The sequence below is a fragment of the Myroides oncorhynchi genome (assembly GCF_020905415.1).
GTDB classification, from domain to species: domain Bacteria; phylum Bacteroidota; class Bacteroidia; order Flavobacteriales; family Flavobacteriaceae; genus Flavobacterium; species Flavobacterium oncorhynchi_A.
In genome coordinates, this window is the sequence record NZ_JAJJMP010000001.1 from 509,867 (window position 1) to 523,170 (window position 13,304).

Genomic DNA, 13,304 nt, shown 5'->3' on the forward strand with positions numbered 1-13,304 from the left:
TTCACTTATTTAAAGAAAGAGTCCACAAACTCATACTTATTAAACACTTGTAAGTCTTCGATACCTTCACCTACGCCAATGTACTTCACTGGAATTTGGAATTGATCTGATATACCAATAACAACTCCGCCTTTAGCGGTACCATCTAGTTTAGTAACTGCAAGGCAATTTACTTCAGTAGCTGCTGTAAATTGTTTTGCTTGCTCAAAAGCATTTTGACCTGTAGATCCATCTAATACTAACATAACATCATGAGGTGCATCAGGGATAACCTTTTGCATAACTCGTTTAACCTTTGTTAACTCGTTCATCAAGTTAATCTTATTATGCAGACGACCCGCAGTATCTATAATAACTATATCAGCATTTTGTGTAACAGCTGACTGTAAGGTATCAAAAGCAACAGATGCAGGGTCACTTCCCATTTGCTGTCTAACAATAGGCACTCCTACTCTATCAGCCCAAACTTGTAACTGATCAATTGCAGCCGCTCTAAATGTATCTGCCGCACCTAAAACAACACTAAATCCAGCTTTCTTAAACTGATAAGCAAGCTTTCCAATAGTGGTAGTTTTACCAGCGCCATTAACACCTACAACCATTAATACGTATGGTTTCTTATCTTTTGGAATATCAAACTCTGTCGCTTCACCAGACTGTGTCTCAGATAGCAAGCTTGCAATCTCATCCCTAAGAATCTGATTTAACTCATCAGTACCAACATACTTATCTTTAGAAACACGCTCTTCAATACGTTCAATAATTTTTAATGTAGTATTAACACCTACATCAGATGATACAAGTATCTCCTCTAAATTATCAAGGACATCATCATCTACTTTAGACTTACCAGCTACAGCTTTAGTAAGTTTTGAGAAAAAAGAAGATTTAGACTTTTCTAAACCTTTATCTAAAGTTTCCTTCTTTTCTGAAGAAAATAACTTCTTAAAAAAACTCATATAACTTTTATTAACTAGTACAAATATAAAGAATAAAACGCTAACCTTTTACCCACTATAATAAAGTACATAAATAAAAAAAGCTGTCTATACAGACAGCTTTTCAAAATCTTTATAATGGTAATTACTTCTTGCTTAAGAACTCATCCACAAAATCAGGAGCCATAACAGACTCAACAAATGTGTAAGCTCCAGTTTTAGGAGATTTAACCATTTTGATTGCTTTAGTCAACTTTTTAGAAGAAGTTCTTAAAGTTGCTACGGTTTTCTTTGCCATGACTAATAATTATTTAATTTCTTTGTGAACTGTTACTTTCTTCATGATAGGGTTGAATTTTTTAATTTCCAATCTATCAGGTGTGTTTTTCTTATTCTTAGTCGTGATGTATCTTGAAGTTCCTGGTAACCCAGACGCTTTGTGTTCAGTACATTCTAAGATCACTTGAATTCTGTTCCCTTTCTTTGCCATCGTATTCTATTTTTTAATGGGTACGAATTATTTTACTAATCCTTTTGCTTTTGCATCTTTCAATACAGCAACAATACCTTTTTTGTTAATTGTTTTTAATGCAGACGTTGATAATTTCAATGTTACCCATCTGTCTTCTTCAGCAATGTAGAAACGTTTTTTAACTAAGTTAACAGAAAACTTTCTCTTAGTTTTATTCATCGCGTGAGAAACGTTGTTTCCAACCATTGCGCGTTTACCAGTAATTTCACAAACTCTTGACATTATTTCTTATCTTTTATTTCAATATTCAAAATCAGGGTGCAAAGTAACGAAAAAGAAAATTATTATACAAAATCTTTCGCGTTATTTTTTTAATATTTCATTATATATTAATTCCAAACCCCTTGCTATAGCACTATTTATAACCTTTTCTCGTGGTTGACCAAATTTACATTCTATAGCCAATACTTCATCTGGTGTTGCTATTCCAATATACACTGTTCCTACCTCTACATTCGAATCTCCTTTTGTTGGTCCAGCATTACCGGTAGTAGAAATCGCATAATCACTTTTGAATTTCAATTGTGCTTGTTTAGCCATTTCTAAAGCTACTTCTTTACTAACTACGGTATGTTTATCTATTGTCTCTGGATTAACTCCTAACATATCTATTTTACTCTCGGTAGCATAACATACCACCCCTCCTTTAAAATACACTGAAGATCCTGGCTTTCTATTAAACATTACTGCTAACTGTCCACCTGTACAACTTTCTGCAAAAGAAATAGTTTTATTTCTAATTTGCAACTCTTTTATAATAATTTCAGGAAACTCTATATCTTCATAAGCACGAATATAATCTTTCGCTTCCTCAGGCATTCTATCAATCTGCATATCAATACTTTGAGAAAGAAAGACATGATTCTCTCCTCTACTAGATAAACGCAACCTTACTTTACCAGGACTGGGTAAATAAGCTAATTTAATATCCGAAGGCAAATTATTCTCCCAATCTTCCAAGTACTCCGCTAATAAGCTCTCTCCAATCCCATAAGTTACAATTGTTTTATGTATATTAAATACTCCTTTAAAGAGTCCTTTTACATAAGGAACTAATTGCTCTTGAAAAATTGTTTTCATTTCAAATGGCACTCCAGGAAATGAAACAAAGAAAGTATTTTCTTTTTTCATCAACATACCAGGAGCTGTTCCTACACTATTAAACAATATAGTAGATGTTGAAGGAACTAGAGCTTGTTGCTTATTAATTTCTGAAATCGGTTTCTTATAATAGTTTTCTAAAAGTATCGTAACATGTGCCAGAACCTCTTCATTCTCAACTAAATAATCATTAAAAAAATCACAAAAAACTTTTTTAGTCACATCATCTTTAGTAGGTCCCAGTCCTCCTGTCATAATCACTAAATCAACAACATTAACCTGAGATGTCATCGCTTGTTCTATTGCTTCTTTTTTATCTGAAACAGTTTTTATCTCAACAATATCAAAACCTAACGTATCAAGTTCTTTTGCCAAATATGTAGAATTAGTATCAACAATTTGACCAATTAATATCTCATCTCCTATTGTGATTATACTTGCTCTCATACTACAGTTATAAGTTAAAGTCTTTTCTTATTTCTTTACGAGCATTTTTCACACGCTCCTTAAAAATTTTAAAAGTTTCTTTAATAGCCTTCGTCTTGCCTTGATCCTTTGCCCATGTTTCTATAGAAGAAGCTTCTTCTATAGCCTGTTCCATCCCAAGAAATTCTAATGAAGGTGTAAGAAAACTAATACTTTCTATTACATCGTTATACGCTTTGTCATTAATTCCTTTCTTTATTCTCTTTAGCCAATCTTTCGACTCATCTACAAAGACAATTAAACCCGATTTAACAACAACTTGATCGTCATTATATGTTTGTAATATCGGTCCTAAATCATAATGAAGTGCCATAATCTTATTTTACGTTTAAACGAAACAACTTTTTACCTGCTAAAACCCCTTCTAACACATCTCCTTCATTTACATTACCAACACCTTTAGGTGTTCCTGTAAAAATCAAATCTCCTTTCTTCAGGGTAAAATACTTAGAAATTTCAGCGATAGTTTCATCTATATTCCAAATCATTTGCGCTGTACTTGCTTCTTGTACCACATTGCCATTATGTATTAATGAGAACGTAGTGTCATACAAATTGTCTAACTCACTCTTGTCAATAAATTCTCCAAGCATAGCTGAGCCATCAAAAGCTTTTGCCTTTTCCCAAGGCAATCCCTTTTCTTTTAATTGACTTTGCACATCTCTAGCAGTAAAATCTATCCCCACAGTCACCTCATCATAATATTTATGAGCAAACTTAGGTTCAATGTATTTACCTACTTTAATAATCTTAACAACCACTTCTATTTCATAATGGATATCGCTAGAGAAGTCAGGAATCGCAAAAGGACACTCCCTTCCTAGCAAGGCAGAATCAGGTTTAATAAACAACACTGGTTCTGAAGGCCTCTCATTGTTAAGTTCCTCAATATGCTCTACGTAATTTCTCCCTATACAAACTATTTTCATAAAAGAAATTATTACAACTTATTATTTAATTTTCTCAACTTTAATCCTGTCAACACTTTCTTTGTGTATAATGGAAAGTCCGCATTCTGGATCCAACCGTAATAACCCGGCTCATTATCTAATACCTCATCAACTAAAGCTCCTTTATGTTTACCAAACGTAAAGATTTCTTTTCCTTCTTCATTTAAAGCTATAAATCCTGCAAAATCAACACTCTTCTTACGAGTTGTATATTCTGAAAGTGACTTCATATCATTCTCTAAGTCATCATATCGGTCTAACTGTGCTTTTAGTATTTCATAAGTAGCATTAGTATCAGCATCAGCTGAGTGCGCATTCTCTAATGTAGCATTACAGTAGAATCTGTATGCAGCACTTAATGTACGCTCTTCCTTCTTATGAAAGATAGTCTGAATATCAACAGAAACTCTATTTCCCATCTCAAAATCGACTCCTGATCTTAATAACTCTTCTGCTAACAGTGGAATATCAAAACGATCTGAGTTAAATCCAGCTAAATCAGAATCTTTGATCATATTATATATTAGTGGAGACAACTCTTTAAAAGTCGGTTCATTAGCTACCTTCTCATCTGTAATACCATGAATTGCTGTAGACTGTGCAGGTATACTCCTTTCTGGATTTACTAACCAAGTCTTACTCTCTTTGTTTCCGTTAGGAAATACTTTTAATATCGCTATTTCTACTACTCTATCTCTCGCTACGTCTATTCCTGTTGTTTCTAAATCGAAGAAACAGATAGGTCTATGTAATTTCAACTCCATTATTCTGTTTTTTTATTTAATTACAAATATAATAAATGTAATGTTTTACGACTCAAAATCAACACCTAACTTTTATAACATTAACTTTTATACTAGTTCCCAATCATAGGCTAGTGATACTAATGTGATAGGCTGTTTTTAGCACTTTTAAGCCGACCACATGCCCATCAACAGCCGACCACATGCCGACCACCCTACTAAAATAGTACAGAAAAGACATTTTAACTCAAAAAATAAAGGTTACCCTATAATGAGAATAACCTTTATCTACAATTAAAATAACATATCTAACTCAATTTATGACTCAAAAGGAGATTTTTTGACTTCATCCTTAATATCACTTGATAAACTTCCTAAGAATACAGTGATATCGTCTATTTGTTCTTGGCTTAATTTGACATTAGTTTGCAAACTAGCCATAATTCGTACAGCTTCTTTCAAATCTTTTACAGAACCATCGTGAAAATATGGTCCAGTATGTACAATATTTCTTAAGCCAGGTACTTTAAAAAAGTACTTTTCAGTATCTCTATTACTTAAATCAGCTAATCCATTATCTACTTTTTTAGATTTAGTTTCTTGCCAATAATCTCCATATACACCAAACTTTTGGAACATCTGTCCTCCCATTGCTACTCCATTATGACAAGTAATACAACCTACAGAAATAAACGCCTCCAAACCTTTTTGTTCTTGAGCAGATAGGGCGCTCACATTTCCTTCAAGAAATTTATCAAACCTACTTTCTGGCATTAGTGTGCGCTCAAAAGCTCCAATAGCATTTGTGATATTTTCAAAAGTAACAGGTTCCTTATCAGACTTGTATATAGCAGCAAACTTCGCTTTATACATGTCTACTTTCCTTAATTTGTCCTCTAATTCCTTTTCATTTTTTATATTGTGCTCCACAGGATTTAAAATGGGACCACCAGCTTGTTCTTCAACATCTTTTGCTCTACCATCCCAAAATTGCATACTATGTAACGCTGCGTGAAAAACGGTAGGAGAATTACGCCCTCCTAAAGAGCCGTCATCTCCTGGTGAAAATGCTAAATTATCTACTCCATAAGTATTTAAGTTATGGCAAGAGTTACAACTAATATTTCCATCTTTAGATAGGCGATTATCAAAATACAAATATTTACCTAATGCTACCTTCTCAGGATCTAAATCCTTATTCTCTACCGACGAAATGGGTTGAAAGAAGGTTTTCGCTTTAATTAACAATTCTGACTCCCCTATCTCTGTAACTACAGTATCGTTCTTTTGTTCTTTTTTACAACTGATAAATGACAATAATACAGCAAGTAAAACAAGTTGCTTTCTCATAATTAATACTACTTTGATTTATAGTTTCAAATTACCCTTAATCTTATTCGCAGTATATGATAAATATCAAGTTGTCTTCTCATATTGAGTTTTATCATTTCAACAACATAGCTTACTCAAAACAAACATAAATTCAATAAATAAAACATAAAAAAACACATTAAATAAAAAAAAATTTGGTTTATTGAATTTTTATCTTATTTTAGCTATAACCAACAACGACTAATCACTATGAAAACAACTTATTCCCTACTTATATCTATAATGCTACTAAGCTCTATAAGTTGTCAAACGACAGAAACGATAGTATCTACACCCTATAAACTACAAAATGAAAAAACTGTAGTATATTCTGCAAAAACATTCATGTTTAAAAATTATTTTTTTTCTTTTAAAGATGGAGAAGCTACTTTAGTTTATCAACAAGATTCTAAACTAAATAATAATACCGAGCCTATTTATTTAACTCTAATTGAAAACAAAGAAAATAAAAGGTATCAAGAATTTACAGATAAAACCAAAGAAATATCAGTAAAAATCATAAGTGAACATGAAGTCAAATTACAATTAAATAAAGCCAGATATACGCTGTATACATCTAGTCATTTAAAAGAAGTTAATGCAGATAATCAACGTATCTTAGCAGATATTGCTATATGGAAAAATGACAAATATTAATTACATATCATAAAATAAAGAGGGGAAAATAAGTCCACTCTTTATTTTGCTATAGTCCTGGTTCAAATGCCAAAACTTCTTCTCTTAACCAATTTGGTATTTCTATCGTCTTTTTCTCCTGAATATCAATCATTACTTGAGTGCTAGTTCCTATGGCGTGCACTATCAATTCCCTATTTTCACCTTCACTGACAATAGTATATTCTATTTCAAAACTTTTGCTTCCCATTTTCGAAATCCTCACTCCTACTCTTGGATGTTTAACCGACAAGTTTATCTCTTTGAGATAATTACATGAAATGTTAGCAATAACAAACATATGTTTATACCAGTCCCATGTTGTACTCGCTTGATTCATATAAAAACCTCTTCCTATTTGGAAATAATCTATATACATAACATTATTTACATGTCCTAAAGCATCCATATCACTCCATCTAATTTCTAGCGGATGGTAAAATCTATAATCATTGTTATTAAATCCCATATCTAAATATTCTTATTTTAAAAGTTGAATATATGAAAAACATTACAAACAGAGTAAACAATTAGCATTTAGTCCAACTGAGTATCAACATTTTTTGTTTTACTTCCAAATAGGCTACTTTTCCAATCATACCCTTTTTTCAAAAACCTTATTTCCTTTTTCAAAGTAAAACGCTTGATAACTGTAAAAGTAAAATTACTAGATAACAAACTAGTCTGATAATTTTCTTTGAAATTTAAAAATAAACCATTCGTTAAAGCTGTTCCTGTTATTATCCACTCTTCTCCAATATAGCCAATAGTAAATCGTCCAATAGCGGTAGGGTTAACAATAAATGATGTTTTATTAGTTAACAAATTTTCTTCTATTGCGCCATTAATACCTAGTGTAAATGCTCCTGCTACTAGTGTTTTTTTGTAAGGAACCCAATTATACCCATACCCTATATTAGGTCCAAAATGATATGTTCTTTTATCAAAATCACTTATGTTTTCCGAAACAGTAGGAATATTGTGTAATGATGTATAAAAGACTCCCCCTCCTACTAACAAAGACCCAGCAGACTTAATCTGTACTCTATTAAAGTCGTATGCTGCTCCTAAAGAATATCTTGTATTATTACTCACGTATTGTAACATTAAACCATACATATTAATGCTAAAATCAGGATAAATATTATTTATAGTAGGTATATCTCCCTTCTTATTATCTGAATAACGATAGAAGCCTTTGTTCCGTTTATAGTACAGATCTATGAGAAACTTATCTCCATAATAATGATACTGAAAATCAGTTGCTTTCGTTTTCCCTCTTTGCTTATCTCTCATAAAAGAAAAACCATAACTAAAACTCAAAGAAGAGCTTCCCCATAAAAAACCAATTCCGATTGTTGTGGGTTTATTAGATTGAAAAGTCTGCTTCTGTTTACTTTCTTCAAAGTCATAATCTAATGCCAATATATCTTTCCCAAAATACACTTTTGCTCCATAAGGCTTGACATGTTCTTTTACATAAGATGAATCAACCTGCCCATAGTTGGTAGTAAAAAAGAATAAAAAAATCAACCCTATAAAACACCTCACCCTTTATTATTTAAAATTTGACAAAGCAATATTAATAAAAAAAACCTCCAGTATAAAACTGAAGGTTTCTTTAAATTACTTGTTAACTACTTTTAATTTACATCAAAATAATCGTATGTATGAAATTCATTAAATGTAACTACCTCGTCACATTCTAGTGCTGAATAATGCTTTTCGCCAGCATCAAATAAAACAAGATTCAAACGTTTGAATAAAACATTTAACATGTTTTTTTGCCCTGCTGCATCCAACTCTAAGGTCATATTAACAATGTGCTCCTTATTTTCTGTGCTTTTTTCTTTATCTACACAAATTAAAGTCACTTTAAAGTCTGCAATACCCGTTAAAGATATCCCTACTACTTTAAACCTTTTTTGGTCAATATCAAAGTACTCCCCAATACTACTGATATAATTACCTTTTTTAGCTGCAATGATATCTGAGATATCTGCTGCAATACTTCCTGTGAAGTCGTTAAATTGTACTTCTGCTTTCATAAACAACAAAATTAATTTTTCTTTTCACTGATAAAGATACTAAAACATTAGTACTCAAAACATTGAATTACTTTTTTTAAAACACACAATAACATATAGTTATTTTAACAAACTATAATTAATTATTTATTTATACTAATAAAAACATTTAAATGTATTATTATGATAAATAATTAATTTTAATGTTTTTTTTTATCATTTAAAAACCGCTATAAAAAAGACAACATATTATTTTTAATAAAAAAACAAACATTAAACAATATATATAAACATATCTTTTATTCTACACACAATTGAGATATAATAAACAATAAAAAAACTCAAAATTAGTTTATAACAAAATATATCAGCTAAAAACTGTTAATGCATAAGTAAAAAACAACATTAATAATACACATCTAATACAAATTAGATATTAACAAAAATCTAGTAATCTTATTTATACCGTAGAATTACATCAAAAAAGTAGTTTTGAATAAAACCTTACAAACTTCTTTTAGCCCTAAGAATAATATAATTTGTATCCTTTTGGGATACTTCTGCTTGCCATTTATCACACAATTCTATTACAAAATCAGGTCTTGTCTTTGCTGCATCATTTAGCCAATTCCCTACACTATCCTTCACATACTTAGAAGAATCTGACTTTAATGCTTCTAACAGCGGTATACCAAACTCAGGTTTTTCTTTTAAAACTTCAATATGTTTACACCACACTCCTCTTGGCCTTGTTGACTCAGTCACAAATCTTCTTACATATTCACTCTTGTCTCCTGTCCAAGGTAGTAGTAGAGCTATACTTTCTTCTAAATTTGCAATAATATCAGCTCTCACCGCCATCCAGCAAATCTCACGTACTCCAAAATGTGTATCTCCAGCAAAGTATCTAATCCCTTTTAGCTTTTCTCTAATATTTAGTGATTCATTATATCCTATAAAATAAGTAGCCCAACAACGTACTAAATCACTTTTGTGTTGCTTTAATAAAGTAAATAACTCAGTGTCATTCTCTTCTTTGGTTAAGTGAAATAATGTGTAACCAATACATTGATTAATTGTATTCACAGTCTTCTTTTCTAATCCTTCTATCGCATCTAAGACAATCGGGATATACGTATTTCTACCTAAAGAATCTAAGACATTCTCCACTAATAAACGTTGATCAATCGCTAACCATTCTGTCAAATTCACACTTGACAATTCTCCTTTATTTAATCCAACCAATACATCAGTTGGAATATCTTTTATAGCTTTTGCTCCTTTTCTATTTTCCATACTCATTTCTATAAACGAATAAAGCTCCAAGGAGCTTTATTTCAATAGTACTATTCTAAGGAATTAATTTCTTTACTTCCTCTTTTATTTCTTTATCCACTTCTACTAAATAATCATGCGCAAACGGTGCTCCGCAATCTTGATTACTCATTATTGAGATAAGTTTACCCCTTGCGAAATAATTACAGTCTTTAGTATATTCACTTTCTTCTATACTAAATGCCTTATCCTTTACATCAACATTGTAAACCAGTAGTTGCTTAATCACTAAAGCAACTCGTCCCTCATTCAAATAATACACATCAAGTGATTGTTGTTCCTTTTCATATTTGCGTACAACAATCTTTTCGACTTGTAATTCTTTGTTGTAATATAACTTTGTTACTCCCTCTCCTGTCCCTGTAGTAAAGTCTACTGTCGAAATCTGTGCCCATTCTGTAAACGCATTAATACGATTAAACGTAGGGATCAAGGATTTCATTACTTGCTCACTTCCTTCATTAATCAACAAATCCTTTTCGTCAGTTAACACATTTAGCAAATCCTTCTGCACTTCCTCTTCAGGCGAGTTATCTGTATTCATAGCTTCTACTATTGTTGCTGTTTTTGGATTGCTATCTTTACACGAAGTCATTCCTATTGCACTTACTAAAAAAGCGATAGGCAAAAAATATTTAGTCATACTCTATTATTATATAACTCTAATATACTGATAAATGATTTATTTGATAAACTCTTATTCACTTTAAAGACTCCCTACCAATTCTCCTAGATCTAGACGTGTACCATAATTCACATCCATATATCTAAACGCAATCACTCCTGATTCATCTAACAGATATACAGCAGGAAGTACTAATTCCGCTTCATCCGTGTGATTAAAGATCTTAACATCGATACCCAATGCTTCATAATGTGGTGTAACGAAGTCTTGTAACGTAAAATCAATACCTAAAGCTTTACTTAACGTAAGATCCTTGTCTTGTGCTATGCTAAAAGACATTTGCATTTCGTCTTTCCACTTATTAAGTAACTCAATATTCATAGGTGATATTGCGATTACCTCAACATCATTCTCTTGTAATTCTTTATAATAACTCATCAAGTGAGCCATCTCTACATTACAGAATGGACACCAACTCCCTCGTACAAAACTTACCAAGACTTTCTTCCCTCCAAAAAGTTCCGTGACCTCCTTCTCTTTCCCTTCTTCTGTAAGTACTTTTTCTTTTGCGAACTTCATTCCCACTTCAGATGTCTTACCAAAATCTCGTGCTTGCAAATCTGCGATAGAGTTGCCAAATGCAGTTAACGTTTCTACAGGTACTTGAGCTTGCATTCCTTGACTAATAGTCTCTAATGCTTCTTTTATGTCTTTCATATTAAAGTCTTATTTTTGCAAAGGTGATAATCACTTTGTTACTGTACAATACCGCATATATTTCCCCCATAGGGATAAAAAAATCACTTTTATGAATACCAAGACATCAACGATAGAAGAAAAAATATGTCCGCTCGAATTTGCAGTGAATGCAATCAGTGGAAAGTGGAAAGTGCCTATTGTTTGGCAAATAAACCAAGGGCACAAACGTCCAAGTGAAATGCTGAAGGGAATTATGAAAGTTGACCGCCGTGTGCTAAACCAACAATTAAAAGAATTAGAACAAGATGGCATCTTGACCAAGATAAGCTATAACGAACTTCCCCCAAGAGTAGAGTACTACCTCACTCCTCTCGGAGAACAATTAGTAGAAGTACTATGGAAACTCAATGCTTGGGGAGAGACTTTATTAAAAACCACTAATAGAGTTGAATAAACTAGTTATTAAAGTTGTACTTTTGAAATACTAACCAAACAAAATGAATACATGGGAGCATGGGATTATGGTATCTTTGATGATGATACTGCTTACGACTTCACAAGTGAAATTACTACAGACGCAAGGGCGTTTTTTATTGAATCATTTGAAAATGCCATTCAAACTGACTATTTAGAATATGACGAAGCACATGCTGTAACAGTGTCTGCAGCCTATCTAGATAATCTATTAAACAAAACACAATATAGAACTGATGCAGCAGATGAAGGTGATGAAAGCAATGTCAATATCTTTTATCAAATCAATCCTACACTCCAAGTAGAAGATTTAAAGCCTATGGCTATTCAGGCACTACAAAAAGTAATTGCTCCCGACTGTCACCTATATGAATTATGGGAAGAGAATACAGAGCTTTTTCCTTTGTGGAAACAAAATATTCAAGACTTAATCAATCGTTTACAATAACAAAAAGAGACTACTTAGTAGCCTCTTTTTCGTTTAATTATCTAAGGATGTAATCATTAGTGTATCTCTTTACTTATATAAATCAGCACTCTTTAGTGAAGCAACTAATTCATTATCTTCTATCATCACTTCAGAAGTAGTGAACTGAGCAGGTGTAGCAGTTGGGAACCAATTGCGATTAGGAGCTACCATAATCAATAGTCCATTATCATCCCCTAAAGCTAAGAACTGTTCTGTAGGTTGTACTTTATCAAAGTAAGAAAGACCATACTCTGCAATCAGCTTTTCTGCTTGTATCATCGGTTGCTCTGCCACGATTCCTATCTCACTGATATTTATTACCTGTGCAGGAGAGAAGTCCCCTTGTACATTTATCTGTAATTCTTCTCTTGCGATAAACTCTAATAGATTACCATTGTTATCCGTAAAGTAGATAGACTGTGCTTTCCAAGTTTCGAATGTAGTTACCAGATTACCTTCTATATTCTCAATTAAAGTCAAATGTTCTTTCGCCCAAGCTAAAGCATTCTGTAATTGATTAGAAGGGATATTAAATGCGAGGTGATAAACATTTACTTCATCTGTTGTCTCCTCAAGAGTTAGTATCGTATCACCTGCCTGTACTGTTACACTCTCTTCTAATGATTCTATTATAGGTAATTCCAACACTTCTGCATAGAATTGTTTACTTTTTTCTAATTTATTTGTCTGTATATTGATGCTTAATATGTTCATATCTATTATTTTTTAGTATTACAAATATCTGAATAAACTCTCGTACTAATCACACAAACTCATACTATAGAATCTATAAGACCATTGAGATAATCAATCTTAGACCCAGAATCAGCGATAGACATATAAACGAAAAGTAATTATACAAAATAGGTCTGAATTAAC

At 32.1% G+C, this 13,304-nt stretch carries 19 protein-coding genes; 3 read left to right on the plus strand and 16 right to left on the minus strand.

Annotated elements, in window-relative coordinates; translation table 11 throughout:
• Positions 1–5: 5 nt before the first annotated feature.
• The 9 genes from ftsY to LNQ81_RS02150 form a co-directional block, all read right to left on the minus strand.
• Positions 6–959 carry a signal recognition particle-docking protein FtsY gene (ftsY, locus tag LNQ81_RS02110; RefSeq protein WP_229944530.1) on the minus strand — a complete coding sequence of 318 codons (954 nt, stop codon included), beginning with the start codon at positions 957–959 and terminating at the stop codon, positions 6–8.
• A gap of 124 nt (positions 960–1,083) precedes the next feature.
• Positions 1,084–1,236, minus strand: coding sequence for a DUF4295 domain-containing protein (locus tag LNQ81_RS02115; protein ID WP_229944531.1), 153 nt, complete (start codon positions 1,234–1,236; stop codon positions 1,084–1,086).
• 9 nt (positions 1,237–1,245) lie between these two features.
• Positions 1,246–1,428 (minus strand): 50S ribosomal protein L33, encoded by a 183-nt coding sequence (gene rpmG / locus LNQ81_RS02120; RefSeq protein WP_006260303.1) that lies wholly within the window; start codon positions 1,426–1,428, stop codon positions 1,246–1,248.
• Between the two features lie 27 nt (positions 1,429–1,455).
• Positions 1,456–1,692, minus strand: coding sequence for a 50S ribosomal protein L28 (gene rpmB, locus LNQ81_RS02125; RefSeq protein ID WP_038986280.1), 237 nt, complete (start codon positions 1,690–1,692; stop codon positions 1,456–1,458).
• 81 nt (positions 1,693–1,773) lie between these two features.
• Positions 1,774–3,018 carry a CinA family nicotinamide mononucleotide deamidase-related protein gene (locus tag LNQ81_RS02130; protein ID WP_229944532.1) on the minus strand — a complete coding sequence of 415 codons (1,245 nt, stop codon included), beginning with the start codon at positions 3,016–3,018 and terminating at the stop codon, positions 1,774–1,776.
• Between the two features lie 7 nt (positions 3,019–3,025).
• Positions 3,026–3,370 carry a histidine kinase gene (locus LNQ81_RS02135; protein ID WP_229944533.1) on the minus strand — a complete coding sequence of 115 codons (345 nt, stop codon included), beginning with the start codon at positions 3,368–3,370 and terminating at the stop codon, positions 3,026–3,028.
• Positions 3,371–3,374: 4 nt separating this feature from the next.
• Positions 3,375–3,986, minus strand: coding sequence for a fumarylacetoacetate hydrolase family protein (locus LNQ81_RS02140; protein WP_229944534.1), 612 nt, complete (start codon positions 3,984–3,986; stop codon positions 3,375–3,377).
• An 11-nt stretch (positions 3,987–3,997) separates the two neighbouring features.
• Positions 3,998–4,771: a 3'-5' exonuclease gene (locus tag LNQ81_RS02145; RefSeq protein ID WP_229944535.1), complete on the minus strand. Its 774-nt coding sequence runs from the start codon at positions 4,769–4,771 to the stop codon at positions 3,998–4,000.
• Positions 4,772–5,068: 297 nt separating this feature from the next.
• On the minus strand, positions 5,069–6,100 hold the full coding sequence (locus LNQ81_RS02150; RefSeq protein ID WP_229944536.1) for a cytochrome-c peroxidase: 1,032 nt from the start codon (positions 6,098–6,100) through the stop codon (positions 5,069–5,071).
• Between the two features lie 231 nt (positions 6,101–6,331).
• Between LNQ81_RS02150 and LNQ81_RS02155 the strand changes: the two genes are divergently transcribed.
• Positions 6,332–6,778, plus strand: a complete 447-nt coding sequence (locus LNQ81_RS02155) for a hypothetical protein (protein WP_229944537.1) — start codon at positions 6,332–6,334, stop codon at positions 6,776–6,778.
• A 49-nt stretch (positions 6,779–6,827) separates the two neighbouring features.
• Here LNQ81_RS02155 and LNQ81_RS02160 read toward each other — a convergent pair whose 3' ends face one another.
• The 6 genes from LNQ81_RS02160 to LNQ81_RS02185 all read right to left on the minus strand — a co-directional run bounded on the left by LNQ81_RS02160 (position 6,828) and on the right by LNQ81_RS02185 (position 11,500).
• Positions 6,828–7,265, minus strand: coding sequence for an acyl-CoA thioesterase (locus LNQ81_RS02160; RefSeq protein ID WP_229944538.1), 438 nt, complete (start codon positions 7,263–7,265; stop codon positions 6,828–6,830).
• Positions 7,266–7,333: 68 nt separating this feature from the next.
• Entirely contained in the window at positions 7,334–8,347 is a 1,014-nt protein-coding gene (locus tag LNQ81_RS02165; protein WP_229944539.1) for a DUF4421 family protein, read from the minus strand.
• A 92-nt stretch (positions 8,348–8,439) separates the two neighbouring features.
• Positions 8,440–8,844, minus strand: coding sequence for a hypothetical protein (locus LNQ81_RS02170; RefSeq protein WP_229944540.1), 405 nt, complete (start codon positions 8,842–8,844; stop codon positions 8,440–8,442).
• A 483-nt stretch (positions 8,845–9,327) separates the two neighbouring features.
• On the minus strand, positions 9,328–10,119 hold the full coding sequence (locus tag LNQ81_RS02175; RefSeq protein ID WP_229944541.1) for a DNA alkylation repair protein: 792 nt from the start codon (positions 10,117–10,119) through the stop codon (positions 9,328–9,330).
• 55 nt (positions 10,120–10,174) lie between these two features.
• Complete coding sequence (locus tag LNQ81_RS02180; RefSeq protein WP_229944542.1) at positions 10,175–10,801, minus strand: hypothetical protein; 627 nt, start codon at positions 10,799–10,801, stop codon at positions 10,175–10,177.
• Positions 10,802–10,864: 63 nt separating this feature from the next.
• A complete protein-coding gene (locus LNQ81_RS02185; protein WP_229944543.1) occupies positions 10,865–11,500 on the minus strand; it encodes a redoxin domain-containing protein in 636 nt (211 codons plus the stop codon).
• A gap of 91 nt (positions 11,501–11,591) precedes the next feature.
• Between LNQ81_RS02185 and LNQ81_RS02190 the strand changes: the two genes are divergently transcribed.
• Both LNQ81_RS02190 and LNQ81_RS02195 read left to right on the plus strand, forming a co-directional pair.
• Positions 11,592–11,936 (plus strand): winged helix-turn-helix transcriptional regulator, encoded by a 345-nt coding sequence (locus LNQ81_RS02190; protein WP_229944544.1) that lies wholly within the window; start codon positions 11,592–11,594, stop codon positions 11,934–11,936.
• 51 nt (positions 11,937–11,987) lie between these two features.
• Positions 11,988–12,404, plus strand: a complete 417-nt coding sequence (locus tag LNQ81_RS02195) for a DUF4259 domain-containing protein (protein WP_229944545.1) — start codon at positions 11,988–11,990, stop codon at positions 12,402–12,404.
• 69 nt (positions 12,405–12,473) lie between these two features.
• Here the strand turns inward: LNQ81_RS02195 and LNQ81_RS02200 are convergent, their stop codons facing one another.
• Positions 12,474–13,139: a VOC family protein gene (locus LNQ81_RS02200; protein ID WP_229944546.1), complete on the minus strand. Its 666-nt coding sequence runs from the start codon at positions 13,137–13,139 to the stop codon at positions 12,474–12,476.
• Between the last annotated feature and the right edge of the window lie 165 nt (positions 13,140–13,304).